Origin of the sequence: Streptomyces sp. LHD-70 (assembly GCF_031157275.1) — a bacterium.
Taxonomy (GTDB): domain Bacteria; phylum Actinomycetota; class Actinomycetes; order Streptomycetales; family Streptomycetaceae; genus Streptomyces.
Genome location: NZ_JAVIFW010000006.1, coordinates 130,189 through 151,864 on the forward strand (window position 1 = coordinate 130,189; position 21,676 = coordinate 151,864).

A 21,676-nucleotide genomic window follows, 5' to 3' on the forward strand; every position below is an offset into this window, starting at 1 on the left:
GCCTACACCGGGCTCGCGACCGCGGCGACCGGCTTGGCGAGCGAGACGCCCGAGCCGTCCCGGCGCGGGTCGACCTCCGGCAGCTCCGCCGGGGAGCCGTTGCGCTGCGCCGCGAGTGCAGGCACCAGCCCTGCCCACCCGAACGACAGGCAGTCCTCGCCCTTCAGGAACCGCTGGCAGCGCACACCGCCCGTGGCCCGGCCCTTGCGCGGGTACTGGTCGAACGGCGTGATCTTCGCCGTGGTCTGCACCGAGTCGTCCAGCGTGCCGCGCGATCCCGCGACCGTGAACACCATCGCGTCCGCCGCCGGGTCCACCGCGGTGAACGAGATCACCTTCGCGCCCTGCGCCAGCTTGACGCCCGCCATGCCGCCCGCGGGCCGGCCCTGCGGACGGACCTGCGACGCCTGGTACCGCAGCAGCTGGGCGTCGTCCGTGATGAAGACCAGGTCCTCCTCGCCGGTGCGCAGCTCGGCCGCGCCGACGATGCGGTCCCCGTCCCTCAGGGTGATGACCTCCAACTCGTCCTTGTGGGACGGGTAGTCGGGCACGACTCTCTTCACCACGCCCTGCGCAGTGCCGAGCGCGAGGCCCGGCGAGGACTCGTCGAGCGTCATCAGGCAGACCAGCTCCTCACCCGCCTCCAGGCTCAGGAACTCCGCCACCGGCGCCCCGCCCGAGAGGTTGGGCGCGGCGGCCGTCTCCGGGAGCTGCGGCAGATCGATGACGTTGAGCCGGAGCAGCCGGCCCGAGGAGAGGACCGCGCCGACCTCGCCGCGCTGGGTGGCCGGCACCGCCGAGACGATCACGTCGTGCTTGACGCGCTTGGCCTCGGTGTCGAAGGCGACCTCGCCCGTGGCCGTACGCGCGAGGAGTCCCGTCGACGAGAGGAGGACGCGGCACGGGTCGTCGGCGACCTCGAGCGGCACCGCCGTGGCCGGAGCGCCCGAGGACTCCAGGAGGACCGTACGCCGGTCGGTGCCGAACTTCTTCGCCACCGAGGCCAGTTCGGACGAGACCAGCTTGCGCAGCTCCGTGTCCGAATCGAGGATGCGGCTCAGCTCCTCGATCTCGGCCTTCAGCTTGTCCCGCTCCGACTCCAGCTCGATGCGGTCGTACTTGGTGAGGCGGCGCAGCGGGGTGTCCAGGATGTACTGCGTCTGGATCTCGCTCAGCGAGAAGTGCTCCATCAGGCGCTGCTTGGCCTGCGCGGAGTTCTCGCTGGAGCGGATGAGGCGGATCACCTCGTCGATGTCGAGCAGCGCGACGAGCAGGCCCTCGACCAGGTGGAGGCGGTCGCGCTTCTTGCCGCGGCGGAACTCGCTGCGGCGGCGCACCACGTTGAACCGGTGGTCGAGGTAGACCTCCAGGAGCTCCTTCAGGCCGAGCGTGAGCGGCTGGCCGTCCACCAGGGCCACGTTGTTGATGCCGAAGGACTCCTCCATCGGCGTCAGTTTGTAGAGCTGCTCCAGGACGGCCTCCGGGATGAAGCCGTTCTTGATCTCGATGACCAGGCGCAGGCCGTGGTTGCGGTCGGTGAGATCCTTGACGTCGGCGATGCCCTGGAGCTTCTTGTTCCCGACCAGGTCCTTGATCTTGGAGATGACCTTCTCGGGGCCGACGGTGAAGGGGAGTTCGGTGACGATCAGGCCCTTGCGGCGCGGCGTCACGTTCTCCACTGCGACCGTCGCGCGGATCTTGAACGTGCCGCGGCCCGATTCGTACGCGTCCCGGATGCCGGAGAGGCCGACGATGCGGCCGCCCGTGGGCAGGTCGGGCCCCGGGATGTACTTCATCAGCGTCTCGAGGTCGGCGCCCGGGTGCTTGATGAGGTGCCGGGCGGCCGCGACGACCTCGCCGAGGTTGTGCGGCGGCATGTTCGTGGCCATGCCTACGGCGATCCCCGACGAGCCGTTGACCAGCAGGTTCGGGTACGCCGCGGGGAGCGCGACCGGCTCGTGCTCCTGGCCGTCGTAGTTCGGCGTGAAGTCGACGGTGTCCTCGTCGATCGACTCCGTCATCAGCGAGGTGGCCGTGGCCATCCGCGCCTCGGTGTACCGCATCGCGGCGGGCGGGTCGTCGTTGCCGAGCGAGCCGAAGTTGCCGTGGCCGTCGACCAGCGGGACGCGCATGGAGAAGGGCTGCGCCATGCGGACCATCGCGTCGTAGATCGACGCGTCGCCGTGCGGGTGCAACTTACCCATGACCTCGCCGACGACGCGGGCGCACTTCACGAAGCCGCGGTCGGGGCGCAGGCCCATCTCGTTCATCTGGTAGACGATGCGGCGCTGCACCGGCTTCAGTCCGTCCCGGGCGTCCGGCAGGGCCCGGGAGTAGATGACCGAATACGCGTACTCGAGGAAGGAGCCCTGCATCTCGTCGACGACGTCGATGTCGAGGATCTTCTCCTCGTACGCGTCGTCGGGCGGCGGGGTCTTCGTGCTGCGGCGGGCCATCGCTGCTGCGGCTCCTTCACGTTCCTGTGCGGGGCAATCTCCAGTTCTGACGCCGACCATTGTGGACCGCGCCACTGACAACGCGGACCGCGACCCGTCCAATCCCCGTTCCCGGCCCGTTCATCAGACCGCCGAACCAACGCCGACGATCGCTGAGAGCGGAGCCGGAACGGGAACTTCGCCAGATGTCCGCACGCTTGCATACAGTGACAGCACTTGCCCCGGCGACCGCGTGCACCGCCCCTCATCCGGCACGTCACCGCCCGCCGTCGACAGGTCAGTCAAGGACGACATCTCGCGATCGAAGGGATCTACATGCCCATGGGTCACACGGCCACGGCCGAGGCCGGCTCCGGCGGCCTGACAGCGACCGAGCACCGCCTCGCCAACGGCCTGCGCGTGGTGCTCTCCGAGGACCACCTGACCCCGGTCGCCGCGGTCTGCCTGTGGTACGACGTCGGCTCGCGCCACGAGGTCAAGGGCCGTACGGGCCTGGCCCACCTCTTCGAGCACCTGATGTTCCAGGGCTCCCAGCAGGTCAAGGACAACGGCCACTTCGAGCTGGTGCAGGGCGCGGGCGGCTCGCTCAACGGCACGACCAGCTTCGAGCGGACCAACTACTTCGAGACGATGCCCGCCCACCAGCTGGAGCTCGCCCTCTGGCTGGAGGCCGACCGCATGGGCTCGCTCCTCACGGTCCTCGACGACGAGTCGATGGAAAACCAGCGCAGTGTGGTGAAGAACGAGCGCCGCCAGCGGTACGACAACGTCCCTTACGGCACGGCCTTCGAGAAGCTCTTCGCGCTCGCGTACCCGGAGGGCCACCCGTACCACCACACGCCGATCGGCTCCATGGCGGACCTCGACGCGGCCACGCTCGAGGACGCCCGCGAGTTCTTCCGTACGTACTACGCACCGAACAACGCCGTCCTGTCCGTCGTCGGCGACATCGACCCGGAGCAGACGCTCGCCTGGATCGAGAAGTACTTCGGCACCATTGCGGCGCACGACGGAAAGCGGCCCCCGCGCGACGGCTCGCTGCCCGAGATCATCGGGGAGGAGAAGCGCCGGCTCGTCGAGGCCGAGGTGCCCTCCCGCGCGCTGATGGCCGCCTACCGCCTGCCGCACGACGGCACGCGCGCGTGCGACGCGGCCGATGTCGCGCTGACCGTCCTCGGCGGCGGCGAGTCCTCGCGGCTCTACAACCGCCTGGTGCGCCGCGACCGTACGGCGGTGACGGCCGGGTTCGGCATGCTGCGCCTGTCCGGCGCCCCGTCGGTCGGCTGGCTGGACGTGAAGACGTCGCACGAGGCGGAGGTGCCCGACATCGAGGCCGCCGTCGACGAGGAGCTCGCCCGGTTCGCCGAGGAGGGCCCCACGGACGAGGAAATGGAGCGCGCCCAGGCCCAGTTGGAGCGCGAGTGGCTGGACCGCCTCGGCACGGTCGCGGGCCGCGCGGACGAACTCTGCAAGTACGCCGTCCTGTTCGGGGACCCGCAGCTCGCCCTGACCGCCGTCGGCCGGGTCCTGTCGATCACCGCGGACGAGGTCAAGGAGGTCGCCCAGGCGCGGCTGCGCCCCGACAACCGCGCGGTGCTCGTCTACGAGCCGATCGCGCCGGAACAGGCCCCCGACGCCCCGGACACCGATGTGAACGAGGCCGCCGAGATCGAGGTTCAGGAAGAGGAGGCGGCGAAGTGACCGAGCAGCTCGCCACCATGGAGTTCCACCCGCAGCCGCAGCCGGGCACCGCGAAGCCCTGGGCGTTCCCCGCCCCCGAGCGCGGCACCCTGCCCAACGGTCTCACCGTGCTGCGCTGCCACCGCCCCGGCCAGCAGATCGTCGCCGTGGACGTCGTCCTTCAGGCCCCGCTCGACACCGAGCCCGAGGGGCTCGACGGCGTCTCCACGATCATGGCGCGGGCCTTCACCGAGGGCACCGACAAGCACTCCGCCGAGGAGTTCGCCGCAGAGCTGGAGCGCTGCGGCGCCACCCTCGACGCGCACGCGGACCACCCCGGTCTGCGCATCTCCCTCGAAGTGCCGGTCTCCCGGCTCCCGAAGGGCCTCGCGCTGCTCGCCGACGCGCTGCGCGCCCCCGCCTTCGAGGACAGCGAGATCAAGCGCCTCGTACGCAACCGCCTGGACGAGATCCCGCATGAGACGGCCAACCCGGCGCGGCGTGCGGCCAAGGAGCTCTACAAGCAGCTGTTCCCGGCCGAGGCGCGCATGTCGCGGCCGCGGCAGGGCTCGGAGGAGACCGTCGCGCGCATCGACGCGGCAGCGGTCCGCGCCTTCTACGACGCCCATGTCCGCCCGGCCACCGCGACCGCCGTCGTCGTGGGTGACCTGGAGGGCGCCGACCTGGACGCGATGCTCGACGAGACCCTGGGGGAGTGGACCGGCAACACCGCGCAGCCGCGCTCCGCGGCGCCGGTGACCGCCGACGACACCGGCCGTGTCTTCATCGTGGACCGGCCGGGAGCGGTGCAGACGCAGCTCCTCATCGGCCGTATCGGTGGGGACCGGCACGATCAGGTGTGGCCGGCGCAGGTCCTCGGCACGTACTGCCTGGGTGGCACCCTGACGTCCCGTCTGGACCGGGTGCTGCGCGAGGAGAAGGGCTACACCTACGGTGTGCGCGCCTTTGGGCAGGTGCTGCGGTCGGCGTCGGACGGCAGCGGTGCGGCGATGCTCGCGATCAGCGGTTCGGTGGACACGCCCAACACCGGTCCGGCACTTGACGACCTGTGGAAGGTGCTGCGGACCCTCGCCGCCGAGGGGCTTGACGACGCCGAGCGGGACGTCGCCGTGCAGAACCTCGTAGGCGTGGCGCCGCTGCGGTACGAGACGGCGGCGGCGGTCTCGTCCACCCTCGCCGACCAGGTCGAGCAGGAGCTGCCGGACGACTTCCAGGCGCAGCTGTACCGCCGCCTCTCGGAGACCGGCACGGTGGAGGCGACAGCGGCCGTCGTGAACGCCTTCCCCGAGGGCCGTCTCGTCACGGTCCTGGTGGGGGACGCGGAGCAGATCGAGGAGCCCGTGAAGGCGCTCGGTATCGGCGAAGTGACCGTCGTCACCGGCTAGTCGGGCCGGAACGGACGACCGGAACCGACACAGGGCCCCGGTGGCGCACTCGCGCCGCCGGGGCCTCTGCCGTCCGCCCCCCTTACCGCACAATGTCCGATTAGAGCTGAAATTTCAGAGTGGTTGGTGATCTGCCCTGTGGCGTGCACTACAAAAGCCCTGATCCGTTTGTTGATTGAAAGATGTCCCGTTTAGCGTCGGTCCGGCTGTTCGCCAGCTATGCCGCGCCCGCGGCACCGGACAGTCATCGCCGAGTCCCCGTACGGCGCGAGCCAGGGGAGCCGGGGACCCACACGCAGTCCCTGGGGTGAATCGGGCTCCCTCCGCGCGGAGGGGGACCGTAGGAGACCTTCCTGCTCCGAACCCGTCAGCTAACCCGGTAGGCGAGAAGGAAGGAAAGGACACCGCCACTCCATGGCCTTCGCCCGTGCCACCGGGAAGCATCGCCGCCCCAGCCGTCTGACGCGCAGGGGCGCCACCATCGCGGGCGTCGCCGCCCTCACCACCTCGGGCGTCGTCGGCACCCTGTCCGCCCCCGCGATGGCTGCCGAGAGCTCCGCGGCCGTCGACGACACCGGCATCAATCAGGCCGTCTCCGTGGGCGACACCCTCGCCGAGCGCATCGCCGCCCAGGCCGCCGCCCAGCAGGAGGCCGCCGAGCAGGCCGCCGCCAAGAAGAAGGCCGAGGAGCGCGCCGAGGCCGCCCGCAAGGCCGAGGCCAAGCGCAAGGCCGAGGCCAAGGCCAAGAAGGAGCGCGAGGCCAAGGAGCGCGCCGCCCGCGAGGCCGAGCGCAAGCGTCTCAACAGCTACAGCTCGCCGATCCCCGGCAGCTCCGTCTCCACCGGCTACCAGACCGGCGGCGCCCTCTGGTCCTCCGGCAGCCACAGCGGCGTCGACTTCCACGCCGCCTCCGGCACCGCCGTGCACGCGGTCGGCTCCGGCACCGTCGTCGAGGCCGGCTGGGGCGGCGCGTACGGCAACAACATCGTGATCAAGATGAACGACGGCACGTACACGCAGTACGGCCACCTCTCGTCCCTCGGCGTCACGGTCGGCCAGTCCGTCACCCCCGGCCAGCAGATAGGCCTCTCCGGCTCGACCGGCAACTCCACGGGCCCGCACCTGCACTTCGAGGCACGTACGTCCCCCGACTACGGCTCGGACATCGACCCGGTCGCGTACCTGCGCTCGCACGGCGTGAACGTCTGACGCGACCTACCGCACCGCGCACCGCTTCCCGAAGGCCCCGGCACCCCGCCGGGGCCTTCGGCGCATCCGCGACCGGTTGACCGCCGGACCCGAGGGCGCCGAGGCGCGAACGCCCGGGGCGATCCGATTCGGCCGGTTTCGGTCGGGCCCAGGCCAAGAGAAGTTCATGAATTCTCGTAGGCCGTCTGAAATTCAGGTGTGCTGGATTAGAGTCGGTCAACGCGTATTTCACAGGTGGAGGTCCGGTCATGCGCATTCCGGCGCACTCGGTATGCACGGCGATTCGCGACGACATCGTCGCGGGCGTCTTCGAACGCGGAAGCCGGCTCACCGAAGAGGTCCTCGCCCGGCGGTACGGCGTCTCCCGCGTCCCGGTCCGCGAGGCGATGCGCACCCTGGAGGCGGAGGGGTTCGTGAGCACCCGCAGGCACGCGGGCGCGTGCGTCGCCGAGCCCACCGCGCAGGAGGCCGCCGACCTGCTCGAGGTCCGGCTGCTGCTCGAACCGCTGGGCGCCGCGCGTGCCGCACAGCGCCGCACCGAGGCTCACCTCAAGGTGCTGCGCGGCCTTGTGCGCCTCGGCCAGGAGCGCGCCCGCGCCGGTCACAGCGACGATCTGCGCTCCCTGGACGGCTGGTTCCACGAGACGCTCGCCCAGGCCTCCGGCAGCGCGGGCCTGACCGCCCTGCTCACCCAGCTGCGGCAGAAGATCGCCTGGATGTACGCGGTCGAGCCGGCCGCCAAGCCCGTCGAGTCCTGGGCCGAGCACGGCGCGATCGTCGACGCGGTGGCGCGCGGCGACGCCGAACGCGCCCGCACGCTCACCGCTCAGCACACCGAGCGCTCCACGTCCGCCCACCGGCTCCGCTTCCCCGGGGACGGCGGCAGGGCCGGCCGGGTCGTCGCGGTGAGGACTTCGCAACATTCCGTAAACATGGCGAGCGGCCGCAATTAACGGACGCCGTATACGAATGAGGCGGGCGGGTCGAATTAATTGGCCGGCCTGTTCAAGGCTGCCCATTTCCTCGGGGCCGCCTATTTCGCGCTGCTTTTGTTCTTGCTTTGTTCTTGCCGATAAACACGGAAGCCCCGCAGACCTCATCGGGTCTGCGGGGCTTCCGTGGCAGTGGTGCGCCTGATCGGGTCAGGCCGGGGCCGGAACCCCGTAAGTCGGAGCCGGGGCTCAGACGGTCTCCGGGAGCTCCTCGAGACCCTCGGAGACGAGCTTCGACAGACGGTCCAGGGCGACGTCCGCACCCTCGGCGTCGGACGTGAGCACGATCTCCTCGCCGCCCTGAGCGCCCAGGCCGAGCACCGCGAGCATGGAGGCGGCGTTGACCGGGTTGCCGTCGGCCTTGGCGATCGTCACGGGGACGCCGGCGGCCGTGGCCGCGCGGACGAAGATGGAAGCGGGACGGGCGTGGAGACCCTCGGCCCAACCGACGTTGACGCGGCGCTCAGCCATGTGATGCTGCCCTTCAGGTTTCGCTCAAGCACTTGTCTAGACCACTGTCTCATACCGCGGCGGGTGCTCCGAAAGGCCGTAAGTCCTGAGGCCGGCCGCCGTACGGCCCTCCTACCTTGCCTCGCGCGGGGCGGCCACGCGACCCGTACTCAGTGGGTGAGATAGCCCCGGACAACAGGCCCCGAGGGTTGTCCACAGGGCCCGCCCACACTGGCCGAGCGCGTTGTCCACAGGCCCTGTCCGATGGCCCGCTTCGCCGTACTCTGGGCCGCATGCAGACGCCTGCCGAAGACGCGGAACCCACCCAGGACACCGCCGCCTACCCCGCCCACTGGGAGGCGGATGTGGTGCTGCGTGACGGCGGCACCGCACGGATGAGGCCGATCACCACCGAGGACGCGGACCGCCTGACCAACTTCTACGAACAGGTCTCCGACGAGTCGAAGTACTACCGCTTCTTCGCCCCGTACCCCCGTCTGTCCGACAAGGACGTGCACCGCTTCACCCACCACGACTACGTGGACCGCGTCGGCCTCGCGGTCACGGTCGGCGGCGAGTTCATCGCCACCGTGCGGTACGACAGGATCGACGAGCAGGGCCGCCCCGCCTCCGCCCCCGCGGACGAGGCCGAGGTCGCCTTCCTGGTGCAGGACGCCCACCAGGGCCGCGGCGTCGCCTCCACGCTGCTCGAACACATCGCGGCGGTCGCCCGTGAGCGCGGCATCCGCCGCTTCGCCGCCGAGGTGCTGCCCGCCAACAACAAGATGATCAAAGTCTTCCGGGACGCGGGGTACGAACAGAAGCGCAGCTTCGAAGACGGCGTCGTCCGCCTGGAGTTCGACCTCGAACCCACCGAGGCCTCCCTCGCCGTGCAGCGCGCCCGCGAACAGCGCGCCGAGGCCCGCTCCGTGCAGCGCCTCCTCACCCCCGGCTCGGTCGCCGTCATCGGCACCGGCCGCCGCCCCGGCGGCATCGGCCGCACGGTCCTGCACAGCCTCGTCCACTCCGGCTACACCGGCCGGGCGTACGCGGTGAACAGCGCCTTCGACACAGAGTGGAAGGAGGTCGACGGCGTGCCCGCGCACCGCTCCGTGCGGGACATCGAGGAGCCGGTCGACCTCGCCGTCGTCGCCGTCCCCGCCGAACGCGTCCCCGAGGTGGTGGCCGAATGCGGCGAGCGCGGCGTGCAGGGCCTGGTCGTGCTCTCCGCGGGGTACGCCGAGTCGGGGCCCGAAGGGCTCGCCCGGCAGCGGGAGTTGGTCCGCCAGGCCCGTTCGTACGGGATGCGGATCATCGGCCCCAACGCCTTCGGCGTCATCAACACCGCCCCGCAGATCCGGCTCAACGCCTCACTCGCGCCGACCCTGCCCGCCACCGGACGCGTCGGCCTGTTCACCCAGTCCGGGGCCATCGGCATCGCCCTGCTCGCCGGACTCCACCGCCGCGGCACGGGCCTGTCCACCTTCGTCAGCGCCGGCAACCGGGCCGACGTCTCGGGCAACGACGTCCTGCAGTTCTGGTACGACGACCCAGAGACCGAGGTCGCCCTCATGTACCTCGAATCCATCGGCAACCCAAGGAAGTTCACCCGCCTCGCCCGCCGTACCGCCGCCGTCAAGCCCGTCGTCGTGGTCAAGGGCGCCCGGCACTCCGGCGCCCCCATCGGCCACGCGGTGCCCGCCACCCGCATCCCGCACGAGACGGTCTCCGCGCTCCTGCGCCAGGCCGGCGTGATCCGGGTGGACACGGTCACCGAACTCGTCGACGCCGGCCTGCTCCTCGCCGGACAACCCCTGCCCGCCGGGCCCCGCGTCGCGATCCTCGGCAACTCCGAATCGGTCGGCGTTCTCGCGTACGACGCCTGCCTCGCGGAGGGCCTCAGGCCACAGCGGCCGCTCGACCTCACCACCCAGGCCACGCCGGCCGACTTCCGGGCCGCGCTCGGCGCCGCCCTCGCCGACGAGAGCTGTGACGCCGTCGTCGTCACGGCGATCCCCTGGGTCGGCGACTCGGCACCGCAGTCCCCGTCCGCCCTGGCGGCCGCGCTCCGCGAGGCGGTCGCCGCGGGACCTGCCAAGCCGGTCGTCGTGGTCGTCGTCGAACTGGGCCAGCTCGCCGAAGCCCTCTCCGCCGCGTCCCGCACCGCCCCACCCGCCGAGGGCACCCCGCGCACCCAGCCAGCCCCGGACCAGACGGCCCGCGCCACCGAACCGGCCACCGGGCCCCCCACCGAAGCAGCCACTGAACCCGCCACCGGGCCAGCCACCGGGCCCTCGACCGAACCAGCCACCGGGCCAGCCACTGAACCCGCCACCGGGCCCTCGACCGAAGCAGCGACCGAAGCAGCGACGGAACAGGCGGCCGAACCGGCAGCCGATCCCGCCACCGAACCCCCAACCGAAGCAGCCACGGAACCGGCGACCGATCCAACGACCAATCCCGCCACCGAAGCAGCGACGGAACCGGCAGCCGAACCAACGACCGGTCCAACGACCGGTCCAACGACCGGTCCAACGACCGATCCCGCCACCGATCCCGCCACCGAACCCGCGCCCAAGCCCTCACCCCAGCCCCCAGCCACGCCCACAGCCCAGCCCCCAGCCGAGCCCGCCCCCGCCACCCCCGCCGCCCGCATCCCCGCCTACCCCGCAGCTGAGCGGGCCGCCCGTGCCCTCGGCGAAGCCGTCAAGTACGCCCAGTGGCGGCGCGAGAACGCCGACCACCCCGGCCGCGTCCCGCAGTACGACGACATCGACGAGCGCGGTGCCGCCGAGCGGATCGACGCCCTCCTGGCCGACGCCGACACCGAGCGCGGCTTCGACCTCGCTCCCGAGGACGCCCACGACCTGCTGCGCCGGTACGGCATCCGCGTCCACCGCACCCTGCCCGCACCCGACGCGGACGCGGCGGCCCACGCCGCCCGCGTCCTCGGCTACCCGGTCGCCCTCAAGACCACCGCTCCGCACCTGCGCCACCGCGCCGACCTCGGCGGCGTCCGCCTCGACCTCGCGGGCGAGGGCCAACTGCGCACCGCCTACGCCGAGTTGACCGAGGCGCTCGGCAAACCTGAGGAGCTGCGCCCGGTGGTGCAGGCGATGGTGCCGCGCGGCGTCGACACCGTCGTACGCGCCACGATCGACCCGGCCGCCGGAGCCGTCCTCTCCTTCGGCCTCGCCGGGGCGCCGTCCGAACTCCTCGGCGACACCGCGCACCGGCTCGTGCCGGTCACCGACAGAGACGCCTCCGGACTCATCAGATCCATCAGAACCGCGCCGCTCCTCTTCGGCTGGCGCGGCTCGTCCCCGGTGGACACCGCCGCCCTGGAGGAGGTGCTGCTCCGGGTCTCCCGGCTCGTCGACGACCACCCCGAGATCGTCTCCGTCACACTCGAACCCGTGGTCGTCGGGCAGTACGGCGCCGCCGTCCTCAGCGCCACGGTCCGCCTCGCCCCACCCCCGGCCCGCGACGACCTGGGCCCCCGCACCCTGCCCGCCTACTGAGCCCGCCCGCCCCGCGCGCGCCGGGCCCCTCCCGGCGCCCCTGCCCCGCCCCCGCTCCACCCTTGCCCCGGCCCGACCGTGCGTGCCACAGCGGTCTCCGTACCCCCGTAGGATGGGCGCATGGCGAAGACCGGTACGACGACCCAGGGGCTGCGCACGGCGATCGAGCGCAGCGGCTACTACCCGGCTCTCGTGGCCGAGGCGGTGGAGGCCGCCGTCGGCGGCGAGTCGATCGCGTCGTACCTGGTGCACCAGGAGACCACGTTCGACGCCAACGAGGTCCGCCGCCACGTCACGGTCCTCGTCCTCACCGGCACCCGCTTCATCGTCAGCCACACCGACGAGCAGGCCGCCGACTCCACCTCGCCGACGCCGTACGCGACCACCTCCACCGAGTCCGTGAAGCTCGGCCGGATCTCCTCGGTCGTGGTCAGCAGGGTCGTCGCGAACCCGGAGCGGTACCAGCCCGGCAGCCTGCCCCGCGAGGTCCTGCTCACCATCGGCTGGGGCGCCGTCTCCCGTATCGACCTCGAGCCCGCGGCCTGCGGCGACCCCAACTGCGAGGCCGACCACGGGTACACCGGCAGCTCCACGGCGGACGACCTGAGCCTGCGCGTCAGCGAGGCGGGCGACGGCCCGGACACTGTGCGCCAGACCCTGGCCTTCGCCCAGGCACTCTCCGAAGCGACCGCGGCCACCGCCGCGAGCACCCGCTGATGTCCCACCCGTCTCCCCCCTCCGCCCATGACCGAGGTCGCTACGCGCCCGCCCCTCCGGATTCGTACTGGCCGGACGGCCCCGCGGAGTTCCTCTCCGTCCACTCCGCTCCGGTACCCGCGTACGGCACGGGATCCCTCGCCGATCTGCTGCCCACCCTCGTCACCGGCATGGACGTGCAGGTGCCCGGCTCGCACGCGCAGATCCCGGAGCTCACCGCCGCCGACCGCAACTGCGTCTTCCTCATCGACGGCCTGGGCTGGGAGCAACTGCTCGCCCACCCCGACGAGGCCCCGTTCCTGACCTCCCTGATCGGCAGCTCCCGCGGTGGCACCGGGCGCCCCATCACCGTGGGCTTCCCCGCGACCACCGCGACCTCGCTCGCCTCGGTCGGCACCGGACTGCCGCCCGCCGCACACGGCCTGCCCGGCTACACGGTGCGCAACCCGGAGACCGACGCGCTGATGAACCAGCTGCGCTGGAACCCCTGGACCCCGCCGCACCTCTGGCAGCCGTATCCGACGGTCTTCCAGATCGCCCACGAGGCCGGAGTGCACACCGCCCAGGTGTCGTCGCCCGCCTTCGCGCAGACCCCGCTCACCAAGATCGCCCTCAGCGGCGGCACCTTCCACGGCAGGCTCTCCGGCGAGGAGCGGATGGACCTCGCGGCGGAGCAACTCGCCGCGGGGGACCGGTCGTTGGTCTACACGTACTACTCCGAGGTGGACGGCAAGGGCCACCGCTTCGGTGTCGACTCGGACGCCTGGCGCGGCCAGCTGATGTATGTCGACCGCCTGGTGCAGCGCCTCGCCGAGCAGCTGCCGCCCCGCTCCGCGCTGTACGTGACCGCCGACCACGGCATGATCGACATCCCCTTCGACGAGCAGCACCGCATCGACTTCGACGAGGACTGGGAGCTGCGCGCGGGCGTCGCCCTGCTCGGCGGCGAAGGCCGTGCCCGGCACGTCTACGCCGTCCCCGGCGCCGAGGGCGACGTGCTGACCTGCTGGCGCGAGGTGCTCGGCGAGCAGTTCTGGGTGGCGAGCCGCGAGGAGGCCATCGCCGCGGGCTGGTTCGGCCCGCCGGGGAGCTGCGACGAGCGGGTGTACGGCAGGCTCGGCGACGTGATCGCCGCAGCGCGCGACGACGTCCTGATCATCGCCTCGGAGCGGGAGCCCAACGAGTCCGCGATGGTCGGCAACCACGGCTCCATGACGGCGATCGAGCAGCTGGTGCCGCTCCTCGAAGTCCGCACCTGAACACCACAGCCGCGCCCCACCCCCCACGTACGTACCGAAAGGTCCTCAACTCCCCATGCCCGAGATGGTGTTCTTCTCCGGAACCATGGACTGCGGCAAGAGCACCCTTGCACTCCAGATCGGGCACAACCGGTCGGCGCGGGGACTGCGGGGCGTGATCTTCACCCGGGACGACCGGGCGGGCGAGGGCAAGCTGTCCTCCCGGCTCGGCCTGGTCACGGAGGCCGTCGAGGCGGCACCGGGCCTCGATCTGTACGGGTACCTGGTGGAGCTGATGTCGCAGGGTGAGCGGGTGGACTACGTGATCGTGGACGAGGCGCAGTTCCTCGCGCCCGAGCAGATCGACCAGCTGGCCCGGGTCGTGGACGACCTGGACATGGACGTCTTCGCGTTCGGCATCACCACGGACTTCCGCACCAAGCTCTTCCCCGGCTCGCAGCGCCTGATCGAACTCGCCGACCGCATAGAGACGTTGCAGGTCGAGGCGATGTGCTGGTGCGGCGCCCGGGCCACGCACAACGCCCGTACGGTCGGCGGCGCGATGGTCGTCGAGGGCGAGCAGGTCGTCGTCGGCGATGTGGACCGCCCGGCCGAGGAGGTCGGGTACGAGGTGCTGTGCCGCCGCCATCACCGCCGCCGCATGACGAGCGCCTCGTCCCGGGCGGCGGCGGTGTCGCCGGACGTGCTGCCGGTGACGTCGGCCTGACCTCTGACTGGTGCGTAACCCCGGGGCTACGGCGTCGCCGGGCAGGAAGCTGTGCCGGTGTCGACCGGTACGGACCTCGTCTGCTTCGACGGCACCTTGAGGATGCCGTCCCCGTCCGTGTCCCAGAGCAGGTACTGACCGTCCGACGAGCCGAAACTGAGGTACGGGCGCTCCGGGCGCAGTCTGCCTCCGTCTTCGTTGAGCTTCTCGGGATCTGTGGTGGGCTCGATGCAGACCCACTCTGGTTCGACCCCGAACATAGGCCGCGCAGACATACAGCGGCGCGTACCAGACGAACATGCGCAACAGCGTGCGTGCCAGATCCTCTTCATGCTCTACGGAGCGTCTTTGGCGGCCGAGATATACGCCCGGCGCACTGAACTGCTGCACCACCCGCCGGTTGAGGGCGCCGAAGAGTCGCACCTCTACGCAGTAGAACTTCGCCCCCACCTCCGGTCTGACGACCCCGGATGCCAGAGAGGTCTCGCCGTCCGCCTCGACGACGGGCCATCCTCCATCCGTGAACGAGCCTTCAGCCCTCGCCCACTCCCGTGGCCCGCCCCGGACCTCGACGTGAACCAACACCCCGTGGTCGTACCGCAATTGATCGTGCCCTCCCCGTGCCGCCAGTCGATATCGAACGGAGGAGACACGTTTTCGCGGACTCTGGTTCCGCCGAGTCGATCTCCGGTATCGGGCAAGTTTCCGAAGCACCTGACGGTCTGTCGAACGACCCATACGCTGAGCGCAGATGATGTTGATGGCGCCGGTGTGGTGGGGCTCGGAGCAGGGGGAAGGGTGACGTCGATCTTCGTCGACCGTGTGGAGACGCTGGACGTGCTCGGCGGGGTGGCCGAGAGGCTGGCCCGGGGAGACGGCAGTTTTCTGGTTCTCGAAGCCGAGACCGGTATGGGCAAGTCCGCGTCCCTGGAGGAGTTTCGTGATCGCTCCGAGGGCGGGCCGTGCCGAGTGGTCCTGGTGAGAGGCACGCCGGGGATCGGCACGCGTCGTCCGTACGGACCCTTCGTCGACGCCGTCAGCGAACTCCATGTGTCCGACGAACGGGGAGCACGGCGCTCATGGTGGGCCCGGTTGATGGGGCAAGGCGCCATGGCCGCGGCCCCCGACGTGCTCTCCGCGATGGTCCCGGGTCTCGGTGCGGCGTTCGCCGCCGGTCGTTCGGTGGCGCAGGCTGCGGTCTCCACCGGCTCCATCCCCGGCGACAGCCTGCTTCCCCTGCAGAGCGCCCTCAGCCTGCGCTGGATGGAGGTGCTCCTGGAGAAGGCACGTGAGGGGGCGCCGCTGCTGCTGATCATCGATGACTTCCAGCGGTGCGACGAGGCGAGTCTGGAGGTCCTCGACCTGCTGTTGTCGCGCCTGGAGGGCGAACCGCTCGGGATCGTCCTGGGACTTGGGACGTACGCGTCGGAGTCCGGCAACGGCAAAGTGGTGGAGAACCTCCTCGACGTATGGCAGGCGCGGTACCCGCAGCTGATGGACCGGCATTCGCTTCCGGCGCTTCCCGGTTGGGCGGTGGGCGAGCTGGTGCAGGCTCGCCTCGGTGGCCACGTGGTGCCGGACGGCTTCGCCGAGCGCCTGGCAGACGTGACCGGTGGGCGGCCGGTCTTCGTCGAGCAGTGCCTCAGGCTGTGGCGTCCCGGGTACGGAACCGAAGTACCGCTGCCGGACGAGCTGCCCGCGGCCGTGGAAGATCGGCTGCAACGGCTCGGCCCGCAGGAACGGGAACTGTTGACGGTCGGGGCAACGATGGGTGAGTTCTTCTTCTCCCACACCCTGGCGGAGGTGACCGGCCTGCCCCTGACTCAGGTTCAGGACCTGCTGCACCGGATCCAGCACGAGCACGGCCTGGTGCGCGAGCGGTCCCGCCGCGATATGCCGGGCTGGGCTGCCGCACTGCACGTCGACTGGTTCGACTTCGAGCATCGCGTTCTTCAACACGGCATCCGTGCCGGGCAGTCGGAAGGAGCACGGCTCGGCCGTCACGCACGGATTGCCGGAGCCCTCGCCGCCCTCCCCAGAGATGCGCTGACGAGCCTGCCGCGCGAAGTGCAGGTGATGATCGCCGATCAGCTTCGTGCGGCCGGACCGGCATGTGCCGCACAAAGTGCCGCCGCCCACTTCGAGTTGGCCCGCTCCTGCGCCGTGGAGGACTTGGCGTTCGCCCAGGCCGAGCAGTACTGCCGTACGGCCATCGACGCGGCACGCCAGCTTCCGGAACAGCACTCCGACCGGGACCGTCGCCTGGTCGAGGCCATCGAGCTGCTGCTCAGCCTCACCGAGGTCCGTTGGCGGGGCCACAGCGCACAGGACGACCCCTCGGGCATCGACGCCCTGGCGACCGAGGCCGAGGGAGCTGCCCGGCGTCTTGGTGACAGGTTGCTCATCGCCCGTACGACGCTGTTGCGCGGCAAGACACTCATGGCCGTGCGTGGCCTGCGACCCTCGCTCGACAAGCTCGAAGAGGCCGTCGCCCGAGCCCGGGAGTGCGGGGAGGGAGGCGTCACGACGCTCTTCGTCGCCCTGGTCGAGTACGGTCGCCAACTGCCGAAACTCAACCTGCGGGACGGGCTGCGCATCCTGTTCGAGGCAGAGCAGCTCTATGCGTCCGCCCCGCAACTGGGCGAGACCGGCAACCCGGTTCTGCAGCACGCCCGCAACCTCAACGAGATGCAGATCGGCGTCAACCTCTACGACTCCGGCCGGTTCACCGAAGCCCTCCACCGCCTCGAACACTGCGTCGACCGGCTGGACAGCGACACACCACAAGCCGAACTGCCCATCGCGCTCAACTACTTGGCTCAGCTCCACCTCGCCATGGGCGCGTACGAGGAAGCGCGTGCCGTGCTTCTGCGGGCTCTCGAAGTGGAGGGGGACAGCAGCGCCCGCAGCGGCTGGTACGCCTACAACAGCGCCTTGCTTGCCCTCCTCGTCGCCCGTGTCCCGGAGCGGGCCGACGAAGCTCTCCAGCGGATGCGGGACGCATGGACGCAGACCCAGGAATCCTCACTGGCCAACCTGGTTCCCATCGTGCGCAACCTCTACGTCGAGGTGCTCTTGGAGACCGGCCGCGACCTGCGTCTGGCCGAGCAGCTCGCCCGCGACACCCTGGTGGAGACCGAGACCACTGCCATGGTGCGCAGCACCATCGCCGCGCACGGCCTGCGGAGCCGTATTCACCTCGCCACCGGAGACACCGGCAGGGCAGCCGACGACGCCCGACGGGCTCTGGCTCTCCTCGAACAGTACGGAGAGATGCCGGCGCTGCGCACCGAGGAGGTGCTCCACGACGCGGCTCGCGCTCTCGCCGCGCACGGCGAAGGAGTCGAGGCCGCGGATCTGTTCGAGCGCGCCCGGGAGGAGGTGCTCCGCAAGGCGAACGGCATCGCCGACGAGCAACGACGTGCCCACTACCTCACCGCGGTACCTCTCAACCGTGCCCTGTTCCGGGACGCGCCCAGCCATCCGGATACAGTGCGTGACCAGGGTCGGACGGGCCAGGAACAGGAATAGGGAGAGGAGCGGAACCGTGTTCACCATCACCAAGGAGTTCCACTTCTCCGCCAGCCATGTGCTGGACCGCCTGCCGTCCTGGCACCCCTGTGCACGCATGCACGGCCACAACTACATCGTCGTTCTCGAGCTCAGCGCCGCAGACGACGCGCGCACCGAGAACGGCTTCGTGCGGGACTATCGAGAGCTCGGAGCGTTCAAGGAATGGATGGACGCCACACTCGACCACCGGCACTTGAACGAATCGATGGGGGGGGGTGCGCCACCCTCGGCAGAGAATCTGGCGAAATGGATCTTCGACACCTGGCGCGCAGAGATTCCTGAACTGAGCGCCGTGAGGATCTCGGAAACCCCCAAGACCTGGGCCATCTATCGGCCTTGACATGACGGTTCACCCCTCTGCCGGGCCCGCCCCGCTCAGCCCGCCGAGCGCACGACGCTGAATACGGCTCCCTCCGGGTCCGCGACCGTCGCGAGCCGTCCGTTTGCGCTGTCGCACGGGGCGCGCAGCAGGTCCCCGCCGAGCTCGGTGATCCGTACGACCGCCTCGTCCACGTCCTCGACCTCGAAGTACGTCATCCAGTGCGGTCCGTGCTCGCGCGGCAGTACGTCCCCGACGCCATGGATGCCGGCCACCGCGCGCCCGTCCAACTGCAGGGTCACGTAGTCGAAGTCGGCCGAGACGACCGGCTCCTCTTGGTACTCGAAGAGGCACGAGTAGAACTTGCCGACCGAGGCCGTCTCGTGGGTGATCAGTTCGTTCCAGACCGGAGTGCCCGGCCTGCCCGCGCCGGAGACACCGCTGTGCTCGGCGGCCTGCCAGACGCCGAAGACGGCGCCCACGGAGTCGGAGCCGATCGCCATGCGGCCCGCCTCACCGGCGTCGAGCGGCCCCACGCCGACGGTGCCGCCGCAGTGCCGGATGGTCTCCGCCGTGGTGTCCGCGTCGTCCGTCGCCAGATACGGGGTCCATGCGACGGGCAGATGGCGGTCGGCCGGAAGTTGGCCGATTCCCGCCACCTCGTGATCGTCGAGCAGCGCCCGGACGTACGGCCCCAACTGCTCCGGCCCGGGGCGGAACTCCCAGCCGAACAGGGCGCCGTAGAACTCCTGGGTCGCGCCCAGGCCGTGCACCATCAGACTCACCCAGCAAGGCGTGCCAGGGGTGTGCCGAGCTGTGGACTCGGTCATCGTGACTCGTCTCCTCGGACCGTCATGGTGATCCACCGGGCGCCGGACGGAAGCCGGCACCCTCTCCTTGCACCCTGCGCTCAGGCCGCGCCGCGGTCCACGGGATCTTGGGGAGGATGCCCGGATTACCGCTGCTCATCCGCTTCCGCGCGGTTTCCCTCGGATGTCGATCCACGGAACGGCCGGCGGTGCAGGGTAGTCGTCCCTGGGCGGGGCGACCAGACTTTGCGCAAGGATGTGCCCCATGACAGCCATCATCTCTGGATCCGAACTTGCGAGCGACCTGACCGGCGAGAACCCGCCGGTGCTCCTCGACGTCCGCTGGCAGCTCACCGCGGCCAAGGCGCCGGGTGAGCCCGCCTTCGACGGCCGTGCCGAGTACGCGGCCGGTCATCTACCGGGTGCCGTCTTCGTGGACCTCGACGCGGAGCTGGCAGGACCGCCCGGCCCTGGCGGCCGCCATCCGCTGCCGGACCTGGACGTCTTCGGCGCGGCGATGCGCACGGTCGGGGTGTCCGCGGACCGTGACGTGGTCGTGTACGACGGCGGCCAGGGCTGGGCGGCCGCACGCGCCTGGTGGCTGCTGCGCTGGACGGGGCACCCCTCGGTGCGCGTCCTCGACGGCGGCCTCGCGGCGTGGCAGGGCGAGCTGTCCACGCGTACGCCCGATCCCGAACCCGGCGACTTCGTGCCGAAGCCGGGGGAGACGGGTGCCGTGGACGCGGACGGCGCGGCCGCGCTCGCCCGCTCCGGCCTGCTCCTGGACGCCCGCGCGGCGGAGCGCTACCGGGGCGACGTCGAGCCCATCGACCGGGTCGGCGGCCACATCCCGGGCGCGGTCTCGGCGCCGACGACGGACAACGTCGGCCCGGACGGCCGCTTCCTGCCGCGCGAGCAACTGGCCGATCGTTTCAGGTCACTTGGGGCCGTGAGCGGCACGGAGGTCGGCGTCTACTGCGGCTCGGGCGTCTCGGGCGCCCACGAGGTGCTCGCCCTCGCGGTCGCGGGCATCCCGGCGGTGCTCTACCCGGGCTCCTGGTCGGAATGGTCCGGCGACACGTCCCGCCCGGTGGCGACGGGCCCTGACCCGCAGTGAGTGGGTCTACGTACCCAGCGCACGTGCCCACGGTGAGTGTGCGTACGTAGACGCGGTGACTGTGCGTACGTACCCGCGGCGACTGAACGTTCCGCGGCGAGGACGCGAGGAGGGGCCCGAGCCGAAGATCCGGCTCGGGCCCCTCCTCATGCGCAGTCGGTACGGGCGCCTCAGTCCTGCTTCTTGCGGCGCGTGCCGAAGACGATCTCGTCCCAGCTCGGCACCGCGGCGCGGCGGCCCGGACGGACGCCGTCGGCCTCGGCCTGCCGGTCGGTGGTGCCGACCAGCCGGTCGCGGTGTCCGGCGACCGCGCGCGGCATCAGCACGTCCGCGTACGCGGAGCCGGCGGACGCCGCCGGGGCCGGGGGTTCCTCGGCCTCGGGCTCCTGCTCGGGCTCCTCGACGGTGGGCCGCTCCGTCGTGGAGGTGGAGTTGGCGCTCGCCGCGGGTGCGGCGGACGGACCGGTGGCGGGCGGTGCGGGGCGCTCGGGCACGACCAGGTCGCCCCGGAAGCTGGGCACCGCTTCCAGGAGGCTGGTCAGCGAGTCCCGCTCGTCCTCGCTCTCCTCGTCCGGCTCGGGGGTGGGCGAGGGGATGCTCGGGCGTTCCAACTGCCGGTCCAGGGCGCGGTCGAGCGGCCGGTCCCGGGGCAGGCGGGCGATCCGCGGCACGAACGGGAAGCTCGGCTCGGGCGGCGCGATGTCGTCGGCCTCACCGATCAGCGAGCGTGCCTCGTCGTCCACGGCCTGGACGAGCCGCCGGGGCGGGTCGTACGTCCAGCTCGCGGTGTGCGCCTCGGTCGCGACGTGGTAGGCGAGCAGCACTTCCCAGGTGCCGTCGTCCCGGCGCCAGGAGTCCCACTGCACGGATTCCTTGTCGGCGCCGCGGATCAACAGCCGTTCCTGGACGGCCTCGCCGAGCTGGGGGCCGGTGTTCTCGCCGGGCCGACGGACAGGCGTCTTGCGGGCCCGCTCGGCCATGAACGCGCGCTCGGCGAGGACGGGGCCCTCGAAGCGGCGCACGCGGTCGACGGGGATGCCGGCGAACTGGGCGACCTCTTCGGCGGAGGCACCGGCCCGTATCCGGGCCTGGATGTCGCGGGGGCGGAGATGGCTCTCCACCTCGATCTCGATCTGGCCGAGGCGTGGGCGATCGCCGCGCACTGCCGCGCGCAGCCGTTCATCGATCGGAAGCGTGTACTCCGTCGAGTCCGCAGCCTTCAGCACCAGCCGTGTGCCGTCGTTGCTGACAGCCACGACACGCAGTTCGGGCATGGGAACCTCCCGGGTGGTGCCTGCCGACGTCACGTGCGTAACGCTGCTTCCGCTAGTCGAGTGTGGCCTGCCCGGGTGCAGCCTGCCACAACCTTGCCGAGTTGCCCGGCGTGTCGGGCATGGGCCCTGGATCGCCGTTATGGCACGGTTACCTATTCGCAACTCTAAGTGACCGACTTCGTCACTCT

16 protein-coding genes and 1 riboswitch are annotated in these 21,676 nt (G+C 71.1%); of the genes, 11 read left to right on the plus strand and 5 right to left on the minus strand.

The features are described from left to right. Positions 1-2 precede the first annotated feature (2 nt). On the minus strand, positions 3-2,456 hold the full coding sequence (locus RCO28_RS13600; protein ID WP_308941329.1) for a DNA topoisomerase IV subunit A: 2,454 nt from the start codon (positions 2,454-2,456) through the stop codon (positions 3-5). 321 nt (positions 2,457-2,777) lie between these two features. Between RCO28_RS13600 and RCO28_RS13605 the strand changes: the two genes are divergently transcribed. From RCO28_RS13605 to RCO28_RS13620, 4 genes are all read left to right on the plus strand, one after another. Continuing rightward, positions 2,778-4,157 (plus strand): M16 family metallopeptidase, encoded by a 1,380-nt coding sequence (locus RCO28_RS13605; protein WP_374991155.1) that lies wholly within the window; start codon positions 2,778-2,780, stop codon positions 4,155-4,157. A 17-nt stretch (positions 4,158-4,174) separates the two neighbouring features. Continuing rightward, positions 4,175-5,542: a pitrilysin family protein gene (locus RCO28_RS13610; protein WP_308941570.1), complete on the plus strand. Its 1,368-nt coding sequence runs from the start codon at positions 4,175-4,177 to the stop codon at positions 5,540-5,542. Between the two features lie 238 nt (positions 5,543-5,780). Then, positions 5,781-5,942: riboswitch (cyclic di-AMP (ydaO/yuaA leader) on the plus strand. A 14-nt stretch (positions 5,943-5,956) separates the two neighbouring features. Beyond that, the gene (locus RCO28_RS13615) at positions 5,957-6,751 is read left to right on the plus strand and encodes a M23 family metallopeptidase (RefSeq protein WP_308941331.1); all 795 of its coding nucleotides are present in this window, start codon (positions 5,957-5,959) and stop codon (positions 6,749-6,751) included. Between the two features lie 248 nt (positions 6,752-6,999). Continuing rightward, a complete protein-coding gene (locus RCO28_RS13620) occupies positions 7,000-7,704 on the plus strand; it encodes a GntR family transcriptional regulator (protein WP_308941332.1) in 705 nt (234 codons plus the stop codon). 228 nt (positions 7,705-7,932) lie between these two features. Here the strand turns inward: RCO28_RS13620 and RCO28_RS13625 are convergent, their stop codons facing one another. After that, positions 7,933-8,214, minus strand: coding sequence for an HPr family phosphocarrier protein (locus RCO28_RS13625; RefSeq protein ID WP_308941333.1), 282 nt, complete (start codon positions 8,212-8,214; stop codon positions 7,933-7,935). 272 nt (positions 8,215-8,486) lie between these two features. Between RCO28_RS13625 and RCO28_RS13630 the strand changes: the two genes are divergently transcribed. The 4 genes from RCO28_RS13630 to RCO28_RS13645 all read left to right on the plus strand — a co-directional run bounded on the left by RCO28_RS13630 (position 8,487) and on the right by RCO28_RS13645 (position 14,396). Beyond that, on the plus strand, positions 8,487-11,714 hold the full coding sequence (locus RCO28_RS13630; RefSeq protein WP_308941334.1) for a GNAT family N-acetyltransferase: 3,228 nt from the start codon (positions 8,487-8,489) through the stop codon (positions 11,712-11,714). A gap of 120 nt (positions 11,715-11,834) precedes the next feature. Next, positions 11,835-12,431, plus strand: a complete 597-nt coding sequence (locus RCO28_RS13635) for a DUF5998 family protein (RefSeq protein ID WP_308941335.1) — start codon at positions 11,835-11,837, stop codon at positions 12,429-12,431. Then, positions 12,431-13,690: an alkaline phosphatase family protein gene (locus tag RCO28_RS13640; RefSeq protein ID WP_308941336.1), complete on the plus strand. Its 1,260-nt coding sequence runs from the start codon at positions 12,431-12,433 to the stop codon at positions 13,688-13,690. The genes RCO28_RS13635 and RCO28_RS13640 overlap by 1 nt, the downstream gene beginning before the upstream one ends. A 55-nt stretch (positions 13,691-13,745) precedes the next feature. Beyond that, a complete protein-coding gene (locus RCO28_RS13645; protein ID WP_308941337.1) occupies positions 13,746-14,396 on the plus strand; it encodes a thymidine kinase in 651 nt (216 codons plus the stop codon). A gap of 26 nt (positions 14,397-14,422) precedes the next feature. Here the strand turns inward: RCO28_RS13645 and RCO28_RS13650 are convergent, their stop codons facing one another. After that, the gene (locus RCO28_RS13650; RefSeq protein ID WP_308941338.1) at positions 14,423-14,671 is read right to left on the minus strand and encodes a hypothetical protein; all 249 of its coding nucleotides are present in this window, start codon (positions 14,669-14,671) and stop codon (positions 14,423-14,425) included. Between the two features lie 523 nt (positions 14,672-15,194). Between RCO28_RS13650 and RCO28_RS13655 the strand changes: the two genes are divergently transcribed. Both RCO28_RS13655 and RCO28_RS13660 read left to right on the plus strand, forming a co-directional pair. Beyond that, a complete protein-coding gene (locus RCO28_RS13655; RefSeq protein WP_308941339.1) occupies positions 15,195-17,927 on the plus strand; it encodes an AAA family ATPase in 2,733 nt (910 codons plus the stop codon). A gap of 16 nt (positions 17,928-17,943) precedes the next feature. Further along, positions 17,944-18,309 (plus strand): 6-carboxytetrahydropterin synthase, encoded by a 366-nt coding sequence (locus RCO28_RS13660; protein WP_308941340.1) that lies wholly within the window; start codon positions 17,944-17,946, stop codon positions 18,307-18,309. Positions 18,310-18,344: 35 nt separating this feature from the next. Here the strand turns inward: RCO28_RS13660 and RCO28_RS13665 are convergent, their stop codons facing one another. Further along, positions 18,345-19,118, minus strand: a complete 774-nt coding sequence (locus RCO28_RS13665) for a VOC family protein (RefSeq protein ID WP_308941341.1) — start codon at positions 19,116-19,118, stop codon at positions 18,345-18,347. A gap of 244 nt (positions 19,119-19,362) precedes the next feature. On the opposite strand from RCO28_RS13665, the gene RCO28_RS13670 reads away from it, so the two are divergent. Continuing rightward, positions 19,363-20,214 carry a sulfurtransferase gene (locus RCO28_RS13670; RefSeq protein ID WP_308941342.1) on the plus strand — a complete coding sequence of 284 codons (852 nt, stop codon included), beginning with the start codon at positions 19,363-19,365 and terminating at the stop codon, positions 20,212-20,214. Between the two features lie 170 nt (positions 20,215-20,384). On the opposite strand, the gene sepH is transcribed toward RCO28_RS13670, so the two are convergent. Continuing rightward, the gene (gene sepH, locus RCO28_RS13675) at positions 20,385-21,488 is read right to left on the minus strand and encodes a septation protein SepH (RefSeq protein WP_308941343.1); all 1,104 of its coding nucleotides are present in this window, start codon (positions 21,486-21,488) and stop codon (positions 20,385-20,387) included. Positions 21,489-21,676 lie beyond the last annotated feature (188 nt).